Origin of the sequence: Variovorax sp. 160MFSha2.1, from assembly GCF_048305075.1 — a bacterium.
Classification (GTDB): Bacteria; Pseudomonadota; Gammaproteobacteria; order Burkholderiales; family Burkholderiaceae_C; genus Variovorax; species Variovorax guangxiensis.
The window spans coordinates 623,852-642,960 of record NZ_CP157624.1 but is presented as its reverse complement, the minus strand read 5'-3'; the positions used below and the strand labels follow the sequence as shown (position 1 = coordinate 642,960).

The following is a 19,109-nucleotide window of genomic DNA, read 5'->3' as shown; positions in this document are numbered from 1 at the left end:
GTAAACAATAACGGTTCTCATTTGCAAATTGAACCGTTCATGCCCGCTTCCTTCTTCCATCTCCGGCCGACCGTGGTCGCAACGCTGCTTGCGCTGAATGCCGCGGTAGCTCTGGCCCAGACCACCGCAACGCAGCCGGCGGCTCCGGTGGTTTCGAGCGTCGGCACGCTGTCCACCGTGACCGTCGAAGCCAGCGCTGACGCCTCGGCCGAGGGCCTGACCAAGCCCTACGCCGGCGGACAGGTGTCGCGCGGCGGCCGGGTCGGCATCCTGGGCAACCAGGACATGATGAGCACGCCGTTTTCCAGCACCAACTACACCAACGAGCTGATCCAGGACCAGCAGGCCAAGAGCGTGGCCGACGTGCTGCTCAACGATCCGTCGGTGCGCCAGGCTCGCGGCTTCGGCAACTTCCAGGAGCTGTACGTGGTGCGCGGCTTCCCCGTGTACTCCGACGACGTGGCCTACAACGGCCTGTACGGCATGCTGCCGCGCCAGTACATCGCCTCCGAGTTCTTCGAGCGCGTGGAAGTCTTCCGCGGCGCCAACACCTTCCTGAACGGCGCAGCCCCCGGCGGCAGCGGCATCGGCGGTGCGATCAACCTGCTGCCCAAGCGCGCGCCCAACGAGCCGCTCACCCGCGTCGGCTTCGGCGTGCAAACAGGCGGACAGGGCTACGTCAACCTCGACCTGGCGCGCCGCTTCGGCCCCGACGACGGCCTGGGCGTGCGCGTGAACGCGGTGCGCCGCGAAGGCGGCACCGGCGTGAAGAACGAGAGCCAGCAGCTCAGCGCCTTCAACGTCGGCCTCGACTGGCACAACCGCAACGTGCGCCTGTCGGCCGACTTCGGCTATCAAGATTACGACCTGAAGGACGGCCGCCCGAGCCTGACGCCTTCGTCGACGCTGCCGATCCCGCGCGCGCCCGACGCCCGCACCAACTTCGCCCAGCCCTGGACCTATTCGAAGGAAAAGGACAAGTTCGCCACCTTCCGCGGCGAGGTCGACATCACCGACAACATCACGGCCTGGGCCGCCGGCGGCGTGCGCCGCAGCGACGAGGACAACGTGCTGTCGAACCCGACGCTCGCCGACGCCTTCGGCAACACCAGCAACACCCGCTTCAGCAACACCCGCGAGGACCGCATCGGAACGGCCGAGATCGGCGTGCGCGGCAACTTCGCGACCGGCCCGGTGAAGCACACCGTGGTGGTCTCGGCGGCCAAGTACAGCAACGACCGCGACAACGCCTACACGATCTCGCGCGGCACCATCCGCAACAACATCTACGCGCCCTACGCGTCGCCCTACCCCGTCGCCAATTCCTTCACCGGCAACACACTGGAAGACCCGCGCCTGACCGACAAGATAGACACGTCGAGCGTGGCCATTGCCGACACCATGTCGTTCATGGACGACCGCCTGCTCGTCACGCTCGGCGCGCGCCGCCAGACCATCGAGCAGACCAGCTACGCCTACACCACGCTCAAGCAGTCGAGCACCTACGACAAGAGCAAGACCACGCCGGTAGCCGGCGTCGTGTTCAAGATCACGCCGACCGTCTCGGCCTACGCCAACTACATCGAAGGCCTCGTCAAGGGCAACGTGGCACCGGGTACGGTCAACGGCCTGCCCGTCACCAATGCGGGCGAGATCTTCGCGCCCTATCAGGCCAGGCAGAAGGAGATCGGCGTCAAGTACGACGGCGGCACGCTGGGCGCGAGCGCGGCGTTCTTCACCACCGACCAGCCCACCTATTACTACGCGGGCCAGACCTACGGCCTCTACGGCAAGCAGCGCAACCAAGGCCTGGAGCTGTCGGTGTTCGGCCAGCCCGCCAAGGGCCTGCGCCTGCTCGGTGGCCTGACGCTGCTCGACGCCAAGCAGAAGAACACGCAAGGCGGCGCCACCGACGGCCTCACCGCCATCGGCGTGGCGAAGCAGCAGGCCAATCTCGGCGCCGAATGGGATGTGCCCGGCGTGCGCAACCTGTCGCTGAACGCCCGCGTGCTCTACACCTCGAAGCAGTACGCCAACGCCGCCAACACGCAGTCGGTGCCGTCGTGGACGCGCTTCGACGTGGGCGCGCGCTACCTGGTCGACCTCGGCAACGGCCGCTTGCTCACGCTGCGCGCGCGCATCGACAACCTCTTCAACAAGTCGTACTGGGCCTCGGTGGGCGGCACGCAGGGCAGCAACTACCTGGTGCTGGGTGCGCCACGCACCTTCGCTGTGAGCGGCACGATCGATTTCTGACCCGAGCCACCAGGCTGGCGGTCAGCGGCCCTGCTCGCGCAGGGCTGCTTCGAGCGCATCGATGAACATCGCCGGCACGTCGAAGCCGGTCTGCTCGGTGATCTCCTGGAAGCAGGTCGGGCTGGTCACGTTGATCTCGGTGACCGAGTCGCCGATCACGTCGAGCCCGATCAGCAGCAGCCCGCGCGGCGCCAGCGCGCGGCCCACGGTCTCGGCGATCTCGCGGTTGCGCGGCGTGAGCGGCTGGGCCACGCCCTTGCCGCCCGCTGCCAGGTTGCCGCGCACCTCGGTGCCCTGGGGGATGCGCGCCAGCACGAAGGGCGCCGGCTCGCCCGCGATGATGAGGATGCGCTTGTCGCCCTGCGAGATCTCGGGCACGAAGCGCTGCACCATGATGGTTTCGGCGCCGTCCTTGTTGAGCGTCTCGACGATGGAGCCGAGGTTCAGCGCGTCCTGCTTCACGCGAAAGATGCCCATGCCGCCCATGCCGTCGAGCGGCTTGAGGATGATGTCGCCGTGCTCGGCGTGGAAGTCGCGCACGGCTTGCGCGCTGCGCGTCACCAGCGTGGGCGTGGTGAACTGCGGAAACTCCATGATCGCGAGCTTCTCGGGGTGGTCGCGCAGCGCGCGCGGCTTGTTGATTACCTGGGCGCCCTCGCGTTCGGCCTGCTCCAGCAGGTGCGTGGCGTAGATGTACTCGGCGTCGAAGGGCGGGTCCTTGCGCATGAGCACGGCGTCGAAATCCTTCAGCGCCTTGGCCTCGGAGATGTCGACGCGGTACCAGTCCCTCGCGTCGCCGGTCAGCGTGATCTGCTGCACCGTGGCCGTGACCACGCCGCCCGACTTCCACTGGATGTCCTGCGGCAGGCAGGCCGCGATGCGGTAGCCGCGGCGCTGCGCCTCGCGCATCATCGAGAAGGTCGTGTCCTTGTAGATCTTGAAGTGATCGAGGGGATCGGCGACGAAGAGAATGTTTTTCATCAGGCGTTCTTTCTTGCGTTGCCGGGGCGCGGCGGCCATTGGCATGGGTATCGGGGCGCGATGTTGCCGGAAGCGGCGATGTCCTTGCCGGCGGGGGCTTTTTTCTCTTCGGCCCGCCGTGTCCGGCCTTGTCGCGCAACGCGCATCCGGGCGATTGTGCCGGGCGCCCAAGGGCGCAGGATGGTCAACAATCTGAGCCCGATAAAGTCAACCATCCGGCACGGGAATTGCGTGTCTCCACCTCCGACAACTCCCGGAGAACCTCGTGGACACATCCATTTCGCAGGGCGGCCCTGCGCTCGATCCCGCCGCCGTGGTCGACGAATTCCTTCGCCTGGTGATGATCCCGGACCCGCAGTCGGCCTCGCGCTTCACCGCGCCCGACATCCGCATCCGCTTCACCGGCAACCGCCCGATGCATGCGCCAGCCGACACCTCGGCCTTCAACGCCAGCCGCTACGCCTGGGTCAAGAAGAAGATCGAGCGCACCGAAACGGTGGCCGGCGGCACGCCCGAGGAAACGGTGGTCTACAGCCTCGGCACGCTTTACGGTGCGTGGCCCGACGGCACGGCCTTCGAAGGCAACCGGTACGTCGACCGCTACGTGGTGCGCCACGGCCTGATCGTGCAGATGGACGTCTGGAACGACAGCGCCGAATGGCTGCTGGTGCGCGCCGGCCTCGCCGTGCTGTGAGGCCGGCGGCATGACGACGCGCTGGCCCGACCGGCTCCCCACGCACGACCGCTTCGACTACCGGCCGATCACGCGGCGGCCCGATTACGCGTGGCCGAACGGTGCGCGGCTGGCGGTGTACATCGGCTTCAACGTCGAGCATTTCGCCTTCGGCGACGGACTGGGCGCATGCATCGGCCCGGCCTCGCCGCAGCCCGACGTGCTCAACCACGGCTGGCGCGAATATGGCAACCGCGTGGGTGCTTGGCGTTGTCTCGAACTGTTCGATTCGCTCGCGCTGCCGACCGGCGCACTCGTCAACACCGCGCTGTATGACCACTGCCCGGAGCTGGTGCAGGCCTTGGTGGCGCGCGGCGACGAGCTGATCGGCCACGGCCACAGCAACGCCGAACGCCAGGGCGTGCTCGACGAGGAACACGAGCGCACCCTGCTGCTGCGCTGCCGCGAGCGCATGCTGCGCGAAAGCGGGCAGGCGCCCGCGGGCTGGCTCTCGCCGTGGATCTCCGAAAGCGCCCTCACGCCCGACCTGCTGGCCGAGACCGGCTACGGCTACACGCTCAACTGGTGCCACGACGACCAGCCGCTGCGCATGCGCACGCGCGGCGGCGGATCGCTGTGGTCGGTGCCGTACCCGCAGGAGCTCAACGACATCCCGATGATCGTCGGCCGCCTGATGGACGCGAAGGATTTCAGCGCGATGGTGATCGACAACTTCGAGGAAATGCTCGATCAGTCGCGCGCGCAGCCGCTGGTGATGGGGCTGGCGCTGCATCCGTACATCGTGGGGCAGCCCTACCGGCTGAGGCACCTGCGCAGCGCGCTGGAGCGGCTGGCGCAGGCGCGCGACCGGGGCGAGATCTGGTTCGCCACGCCCGGTGCGATCGCCTCGCACGTGGCCGGGCTCGAAAAGGAGCGACCGGGAGAATTCGACTGAGCCGCGCTCGGACTCAGATCTCGATCTTCGACCCCAGCTCCACCACCGCGTTGTTCGGCAGCCCCAGGAAGGCCGCCGCACCGCTCGCGTTGTGGTGCATCTGCGCGAACAGCTTCTCGCGCCACGGCGCCATGCCGCTGCCCAGCGTCGGGATGACGACGTCGCGCGACAGGAAGTAGCTGGTCGTCATCTGCTCGAGCTGGCAGCCGCGCATGCGCGCGTTCTCGAGGGCGCGCGGCAGGTCGATGTCGTTCTTGAAGCCGTAGTGGACGATGATCTGCCAGCAGTGGTGGCCCAGCGCCTCGATCTCGATGCGCTTGTCCATCGGGATCCACGGCACCTCGTGGTTGCGCACGGTGACGAACATGTTCTGCTCGTGCAGCACCTTGTTGTGCTTCAGGTTGTGCAGCAGCGCGTTGGGCACCACGCCCGGCTCGGCCGTGAGGAACACCGCCGTGCCGTCGACACGCGCGGGCGGGCTCACGAACACGGAATCGAGGAAGGACTTCAGGTCGATGGCGTCGGCGTGCTGCGCCTCGCCCATCAGGCGGCGGCCTTCCTTCCAGGTGATCATCAGCGTGAAGACGAAGCCGCCGATCAAGAGCGGGAACCAGCCGCCCTCGAAGAGCTTGAGCAGGTTCGACGCGAAGAACAGGAAGTCGACCACGAAGAAGACCGCGGTGGAGGCGATGCACAGCGCCAGGGGAAGCTTCCACGCATAGCGGATCACGAAGAAAGTGAGCACCGTGGTGATCAGCATATCGGTGGTCACGGCGATGCCGTAGGCCGCGGCCAGGCTGCTCGACGAGCGGAACATGACCACCGCCAGCACGATGGCCACGAACAGGCCCCAGTTGACAAGCGGAATGTAGATCTGGCCCGCCGTGCGCACGCTGGTGTGTTCGATGTTCAGGCGCGGCAGGTAGCCCAGCTGGATCACCTGGCGCGTCACGCTGAAGGCGCCGGTGATGAGGGCCTGCGACGCGATCACCGTGGCTGCGGTAGCAAGCAGCACCAGCGGAATGAGCGCCCACTCGGGCGCCATCATGAAGAACGGGTTCTTCACCGCCTCGGGGTTCTCCAGCAGCAGCGCGCCCTGGCCGAAGTAGTTGAGCGTGAGGGCGGGCATCACCACCGAGAACCACGCGATGCGGATCGGGCTCTTGCCGAAGTGGCCGAGGTCGGCGTACAGCGCCTCGGCGCCGGTCACGCACAGCACGGTCGCGCCCAGCAGGATGAAGCTGGTGCCGGGGTTGTCCCACATGAACTTCAGCGCGTAGAACGGGTTCAGCGCCTTCAGGATCTCGGGGTGGTGCAGGATCTGCGACACGCCGAGCACCGCGATCGCGATGAACCAGGTCAGCGTCACCGGCCCGAAGAACTTGCCGATGCCGGCGGTGCCGCGCTTCTGCACCACGAACAGGCAGAACAGCACGACCAGCGTGAGCGGAATGACGTAGTGCGTGAAGTGCGGCGACACCACCTCCAGGCCCTCGACCGCCGAGAGCACCGAGATGGCCGGGGTGATGACCCCGTCGCCATAGAAGAGCGAGGTGCCGAAGATGCCTACCACCAGCAGCAGGTGGCGCAGCCTGGGCTTGTCGGCCACCGCTCGGGAGGCCAGCGCCAGCATGGCGACCAGGCCGCCCTCGCCTTCGTTGTCGGCCCGCAGCACGAGCACGACGTACTTGATGGAGACGATGACGGTGAGCGTCCAGAAGAACATCGACAGGATGCCGTAGACGTTCTCGACGGTGAAAGGCACGTGGCCGTGGCCGAACACTTCCTTGACGGCGTACAGCACGCTGGTGCCGATGTCGCCATAGACGACGCCGATGGCGCCGACGATCAGGCCGGCTGAGAGATTTTTGGGGGCTGACACGAAGTCGATGGGAAAAGGGCAGGCTGCTGGAATCGACGCGTCAGGCACGCCGGGCGCGAACGGCGAACTTTAGTTCACCCGGATCGCCCTCCCGCCCTTTTGTTTCCGTTGCTGTGGGGCCGCTATTTTGCCGCCGCCTGCGCTCGGTGCAAGCCGAGGCAGGGAGCCCCCGGCCAATCACTCGTAGATTTCGGCGTCCGGATCGGTCGCTTCCATCTCGTAGCTGGCGGCAACCATGGCCAGCCGGCCGACCACGCCGTACATGTAGAAGCGGTTGGGCGCGCTGGCGCCAGGCTTGGCGCCCGGCTGTGGCAAGTGCGCACTTTCAGAGAAGGCCAGCGGCACGAAGCTCGCCCCCGGCAGCTTCAGGTTCTCGTCGGCGGCGCGCTCGGCGTGCACCCGGTAGAAGCCGCCGACCACGTAGCGGTCCATCATGTAGACCACCGGTTCGGCCACGCCGTTGTGCACGCGCTCGTTGGTGAGCACGCCTTCCTGGACGATCAGCTCCGTCGGCTCGCGCAGGTCGCGGCCGGCGGCGTTCCTCGCGGATGCCGCCGGAACGCTGGCGCTGGCACCGCCGCGCGGCTTGCCGATCAGCGACTCCACGTCCTTGGCGTCGCGAACCGTCACCACGCCGGGGCTGCCGCTCCCGCTGTGGCCGCCCTTGACGACCACGAAGGGCTTCTCGTTGATGCCGTATTCCTTGTACTTGCGGCGCACCTTGGTCAGCACCGCATCCACATGGCTGGTGAGCACGTCGATGCCGCGGCCCTCGGCCACGTCGACGCCCTCGGCGCGCGCATAGATCGGGTTGATGAGCCACGGGTCGATGCCCAGCAGCTTGCCGAAGCGCTTGGACAGCTCCTCGTAGCTGTGCAGGTGATTGCTCTTGCGGCGCACCGACCAGCCCGCATGCAGCGGTGGCAACAGGTACTGCTCGTGCAAATCTTCGAGGATGCCTGGAGTTCCCGCAGAAAGCTCGTTGTTAAGGAGAATTGTGCACGGATCGAAGTTCTTGAGCCCCAGACGTCGCTTGGTGCGCACCACCGGCTCCAGCGTCACGGTCTCGCCATTGGGCAGTTCGATCTTCTTGGGCGACTTGATCGCCGGATCGATCGACCCTATGCGCACGTTGAGCCCCGCCATGTGGAAGATGCGCACGAGTTGCGCGACGTTGGCGAGATAAAAGGTGTTCTTGGAGTGGTTTTCCGGAATGACGAGCAGGTTGCGCGCCTCCGGACAGATCTTCTCGATGGCCGCCTGCGCGGCCTGCACCGCCAGCGGCAGCATTTCCTTGGTGAGGTTGTTCCAGCCGCCCGGAAAGAGGTTGGTGTCGACCGGCGCCAGCTTGAAGCCCGCGTTGCGGATGTCGACGGCGCTGTAGAACGGCGGCGTGTGCTCCATCCACTCGAGCCGGAACCAGCGCTCGATGGCAGGCATCGAGTCGAGCACCCGCTGCTCCAGTTCGTTGATCGGGCCGGTCAGGGCGGTGACTAGATGCGGAACCATGCAGCGGCCTTGTTGGTTTTGTGCTTAAAGGTGGAGTGGAATTGTAGGATTTGGGGCTGGTCGCCCCAATGACAAGACCGCGCGCGAACGCATCGGATCGACCGCTCCCGTGCGGCTCATCAGGTCCGGACTTCGCCTTGCCCCAGCACCACGTACTTGAGCGAGGTCAGTCCTTCGATGCCCACCGGGCCGCGCGCATGGAACTTGTCGGTGCTGATGCCGATTTCGGCACCCAGGCCGAATTCGAAGCCGTCCGCGAAGCGTGTGCTCGCATTGACCATCACGCTGGCCGAATCGACCTCGCGCAGGAAGCGCTGTGCATGCACGTGGTCGCGCGTGACGATGGCGTCGGTGTGGTGGCTCGAGTAGCGGTTGATGTGCGCGATGGCCTCGTCCACGCCGGCCACCACCCTGATGCTGATGACCGCGGCGAGGTACTCCTCGTACCAGTCGGACTCCACTGCGTCGACGATCTTCGCCGGCGGGTTCACCGCGCCCAGCGCCTCGCTCTCGCGCAGGATGGCGGCGGCCGCCGGGTCGCAGCGCATTTCCACGCCCTTGGCCGCGAAGATGGCGGCGATCTCGGGCAGGAAGTCCTCGGCCACCGCGGCCGACACCAGCAGGCCTTCGGCGGCGTTGCAGGGGCTGTACTTCTGGGTCTTGGCGTTGTCGACGATGCGCAGCGCCATCTCGAATTCGGCCGTGTCATCCACGTAGACGTGGCAGTTGCCGTCCAGGTGCTTGATGACCGGCACCTTGGCGTCGCGGCTGATGCGCTCGATCAGGCCCTTGCCGCCGCGCGGAATGATCACGTCGACAAATTCCGGCATGGCGATCAGCTGGCCGACGGCCTCGCGGTCGGTGGTCTGCACCAGCTGCACCGCCTCGACCGGCAGGCCGGCCTCGGCTAGCGCCTCGGACACCAGCAGCGCCAGCGCCTTGTTCGACTCGATGGCCTCCGAGCCGCCGCGCAGGATGGCGGCGTTGCCGCTCTTGATCGCCAGGCTCGCGGCCTCGATGGTCACGTTGGGCCGGCTCTCGTAGATCATGCCGAACACGCCGATCGGCACGCGCATCTGTCCCACGCGGATGCCGCTGGGCTGCTGCTTCATGCCGATGATCTCGCCGATGACGTCGGCCATGCCGGCGAGCTGCTCGCAGCCCTGGGCGACGGTCTCGATGACCTTGGGCGTGAGCTTCAGGCGATCGACCATCGGGGCAGGCAGGCCGGCGGCGGTGGCGCGCTCCAGGTCCTTCTGGTTGGCGACCGCGAGCGCCGGGCCGGCTTCGCGCAGGCGGCGGGCCAGCGCCTTCAGGGCCTTGTTCTTGCTGGCCGCATCGGCACGGGCCATGAGGAATGCGGCGGTCTTGGCTTGCAGGCCCAGGGCCTGCATGTGTTCGCTTACGTTGAACGCGTTCATCGGGCTATTTTCCCACGCCGACCCGTGGCCCGGCTGGCGCAGGCCTTTTGGCGGCTGGAGCCGCCAGCCCGCTTCGCCGGGCAGCCTTCAGGCGCGCCGCGGCGTGCCGCCCGCGCTGCCGCAGGCGCGGCACAGCATCAGCGCCAGCCGCTGCAGCGCCTGCCAGCCGCTGGCGGGCCAGTCTGGCTGCTTCAGCCCCTTCACGATGCCGTCCACCACGTGCGCGGCACGCAGCAGGCGCGCCAGCATGCGGTCGTCCAGGCGCGGCAGCACGCGCTCGAAGGCGCGCTCGCGCGGGCCCCAGATGCGGTTCTCGCGCAGCGCCATCGGCAGCGGGCGCCCCGAGGCCATGGCGTCCTTCACGCGCTTGAGGGCGCGTATGTCCTCGGCGATCGCGTAGTGCACCAGCACTTCGGCCTCGCCCTCGGCCTGCAGGCCGTCGAGCATGCGCGCCACGCGCTGCGGATTGCCCGCCAGCACGGCCTCGGAGAGTTTGAACACGTCGTAGCGCGCCACGTTGTTGACCGCGCCTTCCACCTGCTCCCAGCTCAGCTCGCCGGCCGGATGCAGCAGCGCGAGCTTCTGGATCTCCTGGTGCGCGGCCAGCAGGTTGCCTTCCACGCGATCGGCGAAGAACTGCAGCGTGCGCTGCCCCTCGTCGCCGGGCATCACGCGCTGGCCCTGCTGGCCCAGGCGCTGTGCGATCCACTGCGGCAGCGCATTGCGCTCGATGGGGTCGACCTGGATGCTCGCGCCGTTGTTCTCCAGCGCCGAGAACCAGGCGCCGGTGCGCGTGGCCTTGTCCAGCCGCGGCAGCATCACCAGCGTGAGCGTGCTGTCGTTGCCGGGCGCCGCCTCCGCCAGTTGCTGCAGGGCTGCGCTGCCGTCCTTGCCGGGCTTGCCCGAGGGAATGCGGATCTCGACGATCTGCTTGTCCGCGAAGAGCGACAGCGAGCCCCCGGCCGCGAGCACCGCGCTCCAGTCGAAGTGCGCGCCGGCCACGGTGTAGGAGCTGCGCTCGGTGTAGCCCTGCGCGCGCGCCGCCGAGCGAATGGCGTCGGCCGCCTCCTGCGCGAGCAGCGGCTCGTCGCCGTGGATCGTGTAGAGCGGCTTCAGGCCCTTCTGCAGATGGGCCCCGAGCTGGGCGCTGGCAAGTTGCATGGAATCGGAAAAGCCGGGCTCAGATTTCCTTGAGCGCCGCCAGCCGCCGCATCAGCTGCTGCGCGATGTCCGACTGCATGTCGCGGAACAGCAGGTCGGCCTCGCCTTCCTTGGCCAGCGCGTTGGTCTCGTTGAAGCTCAGGTCGCGCGTCTGCGAGACGTCGGTGGGCGGCAGCAGGTCCTTGCCGCCCGGGGTGCGCAGCTTGAAGCGCACCTTCAGCTGAAGCTGCAGCTCGCGCACGAGGCCCGCAGAATTGGTCGAGATCACGATGCGGTTGCGGTCCTCGCCCAGGATCTCGAGCACGACGTCGGCCTTGGATGCATCCTCGGCCGACATCACTGTCACGGTGCCAGTAGCCCGCAGCTCGCGCCGGATCTGGTTGATCATGGCCGAGTTGCCCGACACCGACAGCGACTTGAACGCGAAGACCGGCGCCTTGCGCAGCTCGAAGCCGCAGCCGGCCAGGCCCAGCGAGGCGCCGGCCGCCAGCCCGAGGAGGAGGCCGCGGCGCGGCAGCGAGACGTTGCGAGTGTTCATGCTTGCTTGGATGGTTGAGCCGTTCGTGCGGCGTTTCAGATGACCACGTTGACCAGGCGGCCCGGAACCACGATCACGCGCTTGGCGGACGCCCCCTCGGCGAAGGCCACGAAGTCGTCGCAGGCCAGCGCGAGCTTCTCGATCTCGTCCTTCGAGGCGCCTGCCGGCACGCTGAGCTTGCCGCGCAGCTTGCCGTTGACCTGCAGCATGAGCTCGATCTCGTCCTGCACCAGCGCGCCCACGTCGACCACGGGCCAGGGCGCGTCGAGCAGGCCGCCCAGGTCCTTGTCGTAGCCGAGCTCGCTCCACAGCTGCTGGGCGATGTGCGGCGTGGCCGGATAGAGGCAGCGCAGCAGGATGCCGAAGCCCTCGCGCAGCGCGGCCAGGTCGCCCGGCGTTCCTTCGGACTTGAAGCCTTCCAGCGCGTTGAGCAGCTTCATCGCACCCGACACCACCGTGTTGTATTGCATGCGCTGGTAGTCGTAGTCGACCTGGCGCAGCACGGTGTGCACCTCACGGCGCAGCGCCTGGGCGTTCTTGCCGAAGGCCTGGCCGGCCACGGCCACCGGAGCCACGTCGGCCTGCGAGACGCCGAAGTTCCACACGCGGCGCAGGAAGCGGAAGCTGCCCTCGACGGCCGCGTCGTTCCACTCGAGCGTGGCCTCGGGCGGCGCGGTGAACATGGTGTACAGGCGCGCGGTGTCGGCGCCGTACTTCTCGATGAGGTCCTGCGGGTCTACACCGTTGCGCTCGCTCTTGCCCATCTTGCCGACGCCACCGTATTCGACCTTCGTGCCGTCGGCCGCGGTGCCGCCGACGATGCGGCCCTGGGCGTCGAGCACGGGCGTGACTTCGGAGGGCGGGAAGTAGTCCTTGCCGCCCTTCGCGTTGCGCGAGTAGAAGATGTGATTGAGCACCATCCCCTGCGTCAGCAGCTTGCTGAAGGGCTCGTCGGCCTTCAGCAGGCCGAGGTCGCGCATCACCTTGGTCCAGAAGCGCGCATACAGCAGGTGAAGAATGGCGTGCTCGATGCCGCCGATGTACTGGTCCATCGGCATCCAGTAGTCGGCGCCCTCGGCCACCATCGCCGCGTCGTTCTTCGGGTCGCAGTAGCGCATGAAGTACCACGACGAGTCGACGAAGGTGTCCATCGTGTCGGTCTCGCGCCGCGCGGGCTTGCCGCACACGGGGCACACCACGCCGGCATGGAAGCCCTCGTGCTTGTGCAGCGGGTTGCCCGAGCCGTCGGGCACGCAGTCGGTGGGCAGTACCACCGGCAGGTCCTTCTCCGGGACGGGCACCGCGCCGTGCTCTTCGCAATGGATGATCGGGATCGGCGTGCCCCAGTAGCGCTGGCGGCTCACGCCCCAGTCGCGCAGGCGCCAGGTGGTCTGCATCTCGCCCAGGCCCTTCTGGCCCAGCGCATGCGCCACGGCTGCAACGGCCTCCTTGTAGGTCATGCCGCTGAAGTTGTCGGAGTTGATGGTCACGCCGCGCTGCTTGTCGGCGTACCAGTCCTGCCACTTGTGATAGTCGAAGTGCGGCTCGTCGTCGACCAGCACCACCTGGATGATCTCGATGCCGTACTTGTTGGCGAACGCGAAGTCGCGCTCGTCGTGCGCGGGCACACCCATCACGGCGCCATCGCCGTAGCTCATCAGCACGTAGTTGCCGACCCACACCGGCACCTGCTCCTCGGTGATCGGGTGCATCACCGTGAGGCCGGTGGGCACGCCCTTCTTCTCCTGCGTGGCCAGCTCGGCCTCGGTGGTGCCGCCGCTCTTGCACTCCTCGATGAAGGCCGCGACCTTGGGGTCGAGCGTGGCGGCGTGCGCGGCCAGCGGGTGCTCGGGCGCGACAGCGCAGAAGGTCACGCCCATGATGGTGTCGGCACGCGTGGTGAACACGTACATGCGGCCGTCCTGGATCAGCTTGCCGTCGGCGCCCTTGATGTCATGCGTGAAGGCGAAGCGCACGCCCTCGCTCTTGCCGATCCAGTTCTCCTGCATCAGCTTGACGCGCTCGGGCCAGCCCGGCAGCTTGTGCTGGGTGTGCTCGAGCAGTTCCTCGGCGTAGTCGCTGATCTTCAGGTAGTAGCCCGGGATCTCGCGGCGCTCGACCGTGGCGCCGGTGCGCCAGCCCTTGCCGTCGATCACCTGCTCGTTGGCCAGCACGGTCTGGTCGACCGGGTCCCAGTTGACCACCTGGGTCTTGCGGTAGGCGATGCCCTTCTCGAGCATCTTCAGGAACAGCCACTGGTTCCACTTGTAGTAGCTGGGGTCGCAGGTGGCGATCTCGCGGCTCCAGTCGATGGCCAGCCCCATGGCCTGGAGCTGGCCCTTCATGTAGGCGATGTTCTCGTAGGTCCACTTGGCCGGCGGCACGCCGTTCTTCAGCGCCGCGTTCTCGGCCGGCAGGCCGAAGGCGTCCCAGCCCATCGGCATCAGCACGTTGTAGCCGCTCATGCGCAGGTAGCGCGTGAGCATGTCGTTGATCGTGTAGTTGCGCACGTGGCCCATGTGCAGCTTGCCGCTGGGGTACGGCAGCATCGAGCAGGCGTAGTACTTCTTGCGGCTCGCGTCCTCGGTGACGCGGTAGGCATCGGCGGCGCTCCATTGCGCCTGGGCAGCGGACTCGACGTCGCTGGGTTTGTAGCTGGGATTCATGGCGGTTCGGCAAGAGCCCGGCTCGGGAGCGGCCGGGAACGCGGGATTATCGCGCCGGACTAGACTCGCCCCCAGGCTGCGCGCACTTCGTGTCGCTTCGCCAACCCCCTTCCGGGGGCAACACCTGCGGCCCGGCGAAGCCGGTTCCGCGGTGTTTCGCGAAGAATGCATGCCTGCCCGTTACCTGATGCGGACGAAAAACACACCATGAAACTGCGCCTCAAACACCTCGCCCTGGCCCTCGCGGCCGCCGCCGGCCTTGCCGCCACCTCCGCTTGGGCTCAGCAGAACGACAAACCCCTGCGCATCGTCGTGCCCTTCGCCACCGGCGGCGCGCAGGACGTCATCGCCCGCTACCTGGGCGCCAAGCTCACCGACAAGCTCGGCCAGCCGGTCATCATCGACAACAAGGCCGGCGCCGGCGGCATCGTGGCCGCCGATGCGGTGGCCAAGGCGACCGACGGGGCCACGGTGCTGCTGGCCACGGGCGGCGCGGTAACCATCGCGCCGCACCTGCAGGCCAGGCTGCCCTACGACCCGGTCCACGAGCTGGTGCCGGTCGCCCTGGTGGCCGACACGCCCATGACGCTCTCGGTGCGCGCCGAAAGCCCCTACAAGACGGTGGCAGACGTGCTGCGCGACGCCAAGGCCAGGCCGGGCCAGGTGACCTACGCATCCACCGGCAACGGCACCGTCTCGCACCTGACCGGTGCGCTGCTGGCCCAGGCCAGCGGCGTGAACCTGCTGCACGTGCCCTACCGCGGCGCCGCGCCGGCCCTCACCGACCTGCTCGGCGGCCAGGTGGCGACCATCGTGACCAGCGTGGCCTCGATCGAGCCCATGGTCGCCAGCGGCAAGGCCCGCGTGCTGGGTACCTTCTCGCGCGCGGCGCTGCCGAGCATGGGCTCCGCCCCGACCATCGGCGAGGCGACAGGCCTGCCGGGCATGGAAGTGCCGGTCTGGGTCGGCGTGATGGCGCCCGCGCGCATGCCGGCGGCGAGCGTCGAGAAGCTTTCCGCGGCGCTGGTCGAGGCGTGCAACCTGCCGGAGACGAAGCAGCGCTTCGCCCAACTGGGCGCGGTGAACACCTGCGGCGGGCCTGCAGCGCTCGGCAAGGTCGTGACCGAGGACAGCCAGCGTTGGGCCAAGGTGATCAAACAGGGCGGAATCAAGGTTGACTAGCTTGGCTCTCCCCCAGGCTTCGCGCACTTCGTGTCGCTTCGCCAACCCCCTCGCCGGGGGCAACACCGGTGGCCCGGCAAAGCCGGTTCCACGGTGTTCACGAATGGGGATGCGCCTGTGACGGTCGCGGCGAAGCGGTATCGCGTCGGCATCGCCGGCGCCGGAGCGATCGCGCTGGCCAGCGCAGCTTGGCTGCGGCGGGCAGGCCATGGCGTCACGATCTGGTCGCCGGGCGGCCGGGGCGCGGATGCCCTGCGCACGCAGCCGCTGGAAGCCGGCGGCATCGAGTCTTTCTCGGTGAACGTCGAGGTCGCAGACGACGCAGCCGGGCTCTGCGCCGCCTCCGACGTGCTGCTGATCGCCCTGCCGGTCAACGGCCACAGGCGCGTGATGGACGCGCTGCTGCCCTTCCTGCGCGATGGCCAGACGGTCATCGTCAGCTCGATGGCCTCGCTGTCCTCGCTCTACCTGCACGAGGCCGCGGTACGCGCGGGTTTGCAGCGGCTCACCGTCGCCAGCTTCGGCACCACGGTGCTGACAGCGCGCCGCGAGTCCGGCACGCAGGTCCGCGTGATGACGCGGCGCAAGGCGGTCGGCGTCTCCGCCCTGCCCGCCGGCCGGGTCGACGAAGCTGTCGCGCTGTGCACCAGTCTCTTCGGCCAAGGCTTCTCCGCGCAGGGCAGCGCGCTCGCCAGTGCCCTGGGCAACGTCAATCCGCAGTCGCACGGGCCGCTCGCGGTGTTCAACTGGACGCGCATCGAGCGCGCCGAGAACTGGCCGCAGTACCACTGCATGACGCCCGGCGTGTCGCGCGCGATCGAGGCGCTCGATGCCGAGCGCCGCGCCGTGGCGGCCGCCTTCGGCATCGAGCTCGGCCCCATCGAGGCGCATTTCGCGCGCTCCTTCGGCACCACCGCCGAGAAGCTCGCCGACATTGCCGCCGAACTGCACGCCAAGCGCGGCGGCCCGCCCGGCCCCACGCAGACGGACACGCGCTACCTGAGCGAGGACATGCCCTACGGCCTGGCCTTCGTCGAGGCGCTGGGTGCCATCGCCGGAGTGCCGACGCCCGCGACCCGCACCATCGTGGATGCGGCCTCGCTGGTCAACGGCATCGACTACCGCCGCGAGAACGACCTCGTCGGGCCGCTGGGCCTGGCCGACGAAACGGTCGCCGGCCTGCTCTCCCGCCTATGAGACGTCGGAGGCCTCGGCCTCGGGAAACACCGGTTCCCCGAGGTTGAGCATCAGCCGGTTGGCCCAGGCGAAGATGGCCACCGAGTGGATCAGGTCGAGGATCTCCAGCTCGCCCAGCCCCACGTCCTTGAGCTTGCGCATGTCGTCGGCCGTGACCTTGTCGGGCTCGGCGCCCAGGCGGATCGAGAACTCGACGATGGCCTTCTCGCGTTCCGTGGTGCCGGCGCCCTCAGGCTCCTCGAACACCTGCGAGATCACGTCGTTGCGCCTGGCCAGCTGCTCGAAGCGCTGCGCGTGCACCGAGGCGCAGTACACGCAGCCGTTGACGCGCGATTCCACCGTGGCGCCCAGCTCGCGCTCGGCGCGCGGCATGCCGCCCGGCGCGAACATGATCGCGTTGAAGGCGATGGAGCGCTGCAGCAGGATCTCGGGCTGGTGCGCCAGCACCAGGAAATAGGGCGAGGTGCGCGCCTGCGGGCTCATCTCGTCCAGCGCCGCGAGCTGCTCGGGCGTGGCGGTATCCACGTTCACCGTGTCCAGCCACGGCTTCCACTTGAGCACTTCGTTGGTGAAGCCCTTGATGCGGATCGGGGCGTTCATGCCGACACCTCCAGCGCGGCCAGCGCCTTCAGGCCCGCCGCGACGCGGATCTGGTACGACAGGAAGGCGATCAGCTGGCTCATCGCCACGATGGCCGGCGTCGACAGGCCGCTCGCAGCCAGCGACTGAACGGCAGCCTTGTCGCCCTCGATGGGACGCTCGATCAGCTTGCCGGTGAAGGCCAGCATGGCCTGCAGGCGCGCGTCGGCCACGGGCTTGCCGGCATCGACCGCCGCGACCGCGGCCGCGTCGGCGCCTTCGGCCAGGAGCCGGTCGCGGTAGTGCGCGGCCAGGCTGTCGGCCTTCGACACGCGGCAGGCGTGCAGCGCCACCAGCAGCCGCTCGGTCACCGAGATGCCCTCGACGGCGGGGGAAAACATCGCGTCGTAGCTGCCCTGCGTCGCGGCGAGCACCTTTTCGCGCTGGCGGCGCAGCGTCCAGGTGGGCTGGTCCGGCGCCAGGGGGACGACGGCATCGATCACATCAGTAGTGCTTGTCATGGTTCGTTCTTTTCTCAGTTTCTTTCCTTGGGCGGCAGCGCGGGCGTCCATTCGTCGCCGAAGAGTTCCGGCTCCGCGAACTCCTGCAGGTAGGCCCAGTGCTGGTCGAAATCCTCGCGGTAGAACAGGCTGGCAATGCCGCCGGCCAGCCGCCTGGCACCGTCGCTGATGGCCGGGATGTCGCCCGACACCGTTCCGTGCGACAGCGCCGCCGGGTAGCAGAAGCAGTGAATGCGCCCGAGCCCCGGGCATTCGCCGGGCGCGCGCTCCTTGAACTCGAAGGCCGGGCCTAGGTCGGGCGAGTCGGCCAGTTCCTGGTCTTCGTCGCCCGGGGCGGGCGTGAAACGGTCCTTCCAGGTTCGCACGTGGGACGCGATGGCCGCGAACTCGGGACGGGCGGGCCAGTCGACCTTGAAGCCGGTCGAGACGATCAGGAAGTCGAACTCGAAATCGCCCTTGGGCGTCGACACCACCATCGCGTCGCCCTTCGATTCGACCGACAACACCGGGCAGCCGAAGTTGAAGAAGGCATTGGAATGGCGCGACACCCGCAGCGTGCTGCCGTGCGGCGGCGGGACGTTGAGTACGTTGATGTAGTGGCGAATGCGCCACTTGAGCTCGTCCGGCAGGTCGTAGTGGCCCTGCGTGAGCCCCGGCACGCCGGCGCCCTTGCCCTTGTTGACGCGCGGCAGGTCGGGGCGGCGGATCAGCAGCTCGACGCTGTGCGCGCCGGCTTCCAGCGCGGTGGCGGCGCTGTCCATGGCCGAGGAACCCGCGCCGATCACGCCCACGCGCAGGCCCTTGAGCTTGCCGTAGTCCATCTCGTCGGAGGAATGCGCCCACTTCGAGCGCGGCAGGGCGTTCACGAAGGCCGGCACGGCCGGGCCGCCGAGGCCATCGCGCCCGGTGGCCAGCACCAGGCGACGGGCCAGCACGCTGCTGACTTCGCCTTCGCTCGAGCGCAGGTCGAGGCGCACGCCGGTTGCATCGGGCAGGGGATGGATCGCCGTGACCGTCATGCCGTTGCGCACGTCCACGTTCATCACGCGGCGGTACCAGACGAGGTAGTCCATCCACTGCAGGCGCGGGATCTTGTCCATCGCCGCCCAGGCCTCCAGCCCGAACTGGGCCTCGAACCAGGCGCGGAAGGTGAGCGCGGGCAGGCCCAGTGCGGGACCGGTAAGTTCCTTGGGCGAGCGCAGCGTCTCCATGCGGGCCGTGGTGGCCCACGGGCCTTCGCTGCCGGCGGGCGAACGATCGAACACCACGGCGCGGATGCCCAGCTGCGCCAGCGCCACCGAGGCGGCCAGCCCGGCCTGCCCGCCGCCGATGATGGCCACGTCGATCATGGCCTCGCCATTGGCGGCCTGCCGCGGCGGCATCCAGTTGCGGGCGGGCCAGCCGAGGTAGGAAAGGTCCTGGGCGAGCCGGGCCTCGAGCGCGGCCAGGGAGGAAGAAGGGGAAGCGGGATCTGGAATCGTCATTTTCAAAACCGGGAACGGCGCTCAGTGTAGAAAGCTTCACGCCCCCCATGCCGTGCTCCGACGCCCGCATGGCCGTATCACTGGCCCGGATTTCGCATGCCACA

Annotated in this window: 15 protein-coding genes; 5 read left to right on the top strand and 10 right to left on the bottom strand. The window is 68.2% G+C overall.

Features of this window, described 5'->3' with window-relative positions:
• Positions 1-39 precede the first annotated feature (39 nt).
• Positions 40-2,256: a TonB-dependent receptor gene (locus ABL838_RS02805; protein WP_418124040.1), complete on the top strand. Its 2,217-nt coding sequence runs from the start codon at positions 40-42 to the stop codon at positions 2,254-2,256.
• Positions 2,257-2,277: 21 nt separating this feature from the next.
• Here the strand turns inward: ABL838_RS02805 and gshB are convergent, their stop codons facing one another.
• Positions 2,278-3,237 carry a glutathione synthase gene (gene gshB, locus ABL838_RS02800; RefSeq protein ID WP_418124039.1) on the bottom strand — a complete coding sequence of 320 codons (960 nt, stop codon included), beginning with the start codon at positions 3,235-3,237 and terminating at the stop codon, positions 2,278-2,280.
• Positions 3,238-3,502: 265 nt separating this feature from the next.
• On the opposite strand from gshB, the gene ABL838_RS02795 reads away from it, so the two are divergent.
• Together ABL838_RS02795 and ABL838_RS02790 are read left to right on the top strand one after the other, a co-directional pair.
• On the top strand, positions 3,503-3,931 hold the full coding sequence (locus ABL838_RS02795; protein ID WP_418124037.1) for a nuclear transport factor 2 family protein: 429 nt from the start codon (positions 3,503-3,505) through the stop codon (positions 3,929-3,931).
• Positions 3,932-3,941: 10 nt separating this feature from the next.
• On the top strand, positions 3,942-4,865 hold the full coding sequence (locus ABL838_RS02790) for a polysaccharide deacetylase family protein (RefSeq protein WP_418124035.1): 924 nt from the start codon (positions 3,942-3,944) through the stop codon (positions 4,863-4,865).
• A gap of 13 nt (positions 4,866-4,878) precedes the next feature.
• Here the strand turns inward: ABL838_RS02790 and ABL838_RS02785 are convergent, their stop codons facing one another.
• From ABL838_RS02785 to leuS, 6 genes are all read right to left on the bottom strand, one after another.
• Positions 4,879-6,747 (bottom strand): potassium transporter Kup, encoded by a 1,869-nt coding sequence (locus ABL838_RS02785; protein WP_126022227.1) that lies wholly within the window; start codon positions 6,745-6,747, stop codon positions 4,879-4,881.
• A 177-nt stretch (positions 6,748-6,924) separates the two neighbouring features.
• Positions 6,925-8,256, bottom strand: coding sequence for a glutamate--cysteine ligase (gene gshA / locus ABL838_RS02780; RefSeq protein ID WP_126022228.1), 1,332 nt, complete (start codon positions 8,254-8,256; stop codon positions 6,925-6,927).
• A 119-nt stretch (positions 8,257-8,375) separates the two neighbouring features.
• Entirely contained in the window at positions 8,376-9,677 is a 1,302-nt protein-coding gene (locus ABL838_RS02775; RefSeq protein ID WP_418124034.1) for a glutamate-5-semialdehyde dehydrogenase, read from the bottom strand.
• Between the two features lie 87 nt (positions 9,678-9,764).
• Positions 9,765-10,838, bottom strand: coding sequence for a DNA polymerase III subunit delta (gene holA, locus ABL838_RS02770; RefSeq protein WP_418124032.1), 1,074 nt, complete (start codon positions 10,836-10,838; stop codon positions 9,765-9,767).
• A 19-nt stretch (positions 10,839-10,857) separates the two neighbouring features.
• Complete coding sequence (gene lptE, locus ABL838_RS02765; protein WP_418124030.1) at positions 10,858-11,376, bottom strand: LPS assembly lipoprotein LptE; 519 nt, start codon at positions 11,374-11,376, stop codon at positions 10,858-10,860.
• Positions 11,377-11,411: 35 nt separating this feature from the next.
• Positions 11,412-14,042 (bottom strand): leucine--tRNA ligase, encoded by a 2,631-nt coding sequence (leuS, locus tag ABL838_RS02760; protein WP_418124028.1) that lies wholly within the window; start codon positions 14,040-14,042, stop codon positions 11,412-11,414.
• A 207-nt stretch (positions 14,043-14,249) separates the two neighbouring features.
• Here leuS and ABL838_RS02755 point away from each other — a divergent pair, with 207 nt between their 5' ends.
• On the top strand, positions 14,250-15,224 hold the full coding sequence (locus ABL838_RS02755) for a Bug family tripartite tricarboxylate transporter substrate binding protein (RefSeq protein WP_418124026.1): 975 nt from the start codon (positions 14,250-14,252) through the stop codon (positions 15,222-15,224).
• Between the two features lie 93 nt (positions 15,225-15,317).
• Positions 15,318-16,421, top strand: coding sequence for an NAD/NADP octopine/nopaline dehydrogenase family protein (locus ABL838_RS02750; protein WP_418124024.1), 1,104 nt, complete (start codon positions 15,318-15,320; stop codon positions 16,419-16,421).
• Here the strand turns inward: ABL838_RS02750 and ABL838_RS02745 are convergent.
• Genes ABL838_RS02745 through ABL838_RS02735 form a run of 3 tightly spaced genes read right to left on the bottom strand, consistent with a single transcriptional unit; the run spans position 16,416 to position 19,005 of the window.
• Entirely contained in the window at positions 16,416-17,021 is a 606-nt protein-coding gene (locus ABL838_RS02745; protein WP_418124022.1) for a peroxidase-related enzyme, read from the bottom strand. The two genes, ABL838_RS02750 and ABL838_RS02745, sit on opposite strands and share 6 nt — an antisense overlap.
• Positions 17,018-17,521, bottom strand: a complete 504-nt coding sequence (locus ABL838_RS02740; protein WP_418124020.1) for a CMD domain-containing protein — start codon at positions 17,519-17,521, stop codon at positions 17,018-17,020. The genes ABL838_RS02745 and ABL838_RS02740 overlap by 4 nt, the downstream gene beginning before the upstream one ends.
• A gap of 14 nt (positions 17,522-17,535) precedes the next feature.
• The gene (locus tag ABL838_RS02735) at positions 17,536-19,005 is read right to left on the bottom strand and encodes an NAD(P)-binding domain-containing protein (protein ID WP_418124018.1); all 1,470 of its coding nucleotides are present in this window, start codon (positions 19,003-19,005) and stop codon (positions 17,536-17,538) included.
• Positions 19,006-19,109: the final 104 nt, after the last annotated feature.

Excerpts from the sequence above, each read along its gene's own strand:
- ABL838_RS02805 (WP_418124040.1), top strand. The coding sequence starts at position 40 with ATGCCCGCTTCCTTCTTCCATCTCCGGCCGACCGTGGTCGCAACGCTG.
- ABL838_RS02740 (WP_418124020.1), bottom strand. The coding sequence starts at position 17,521 with ATGACAAGCACTACTGATGTGATCGATGCCGTCGTCCCCCTGGCGCCG.
- lptE (WP_418124030.1), bottom strand. The coding sequence starts at position 11,376 with ATGAACACTCGCAACGTCTCGCTGCCGCGCCGCGGCCTCCTCCTCGGG.
- holA (WP_418124032.1), bottom strand. The coding sequence starts at position 10,838 with ATGCAACTTGCCAGCGCCCAGCTCGGGGCCCATCTGCAGAAGGGCCTG.
- gshA (WP_126022228.1), bottom strand. The coding sequence starts at position 8,256 with ATGGTTCCGCATCTAGTCACCGCCCTGACCGGCCCGATCAACGAACTG.
- ABL838_RS02775 (WP_418124034.1), bottom strand. The coding sequence starts at position 9,677 with ATGAACGCGTTCAACGTAAGCGAACACATGCAGGCCCTGGGCCTGCAA.
- leuS (WP_418124028.1), bottom strand. The coding sequence starts at position 14,042 with ATGAATCCCAGCTACAAACCCAGCGACGTCGAGTCCGCTGCCCAGGCG.
- ABL838_RS02755 (WP_418124026.1), top strand. The coding sequence starts at position 14,250 with ATGAAACTGCGCCTCAAACACCTCGCCCTGGCCCTCGCGGCCGCCGCC.
- gshB (WP_418124039.1), bottom strand. The coding sequence starts at position 3,237 with ATGAAAAACATTCTCTTCGTCGCCGATCCCCTCGATCACTTCAAGATC.
- ABL838_RS02735 (WP_418124018.1), bottom strand. The coding sequence starts at position 19,005 with ATGACGATTCCAGATCCCGCTTCCCCTTCTTCCTCCCTGGCCGCGCTC.
- ABL838_RS02790 (WP_418124035.1), top strand. The coding sequence starts at position 3,942 with ATGACGACGCGCTGGCCCGACCGGCTCCCCACGCACGACCGCTTCGAC.
- ABL838_RS02745 (WP_418124022.1), bottom strand. The coding sequence starts at position 17,021 with ATGAACGCCCCGATCCGCATCAAGGGCTTCACCAACGAAGTGCTCAAG.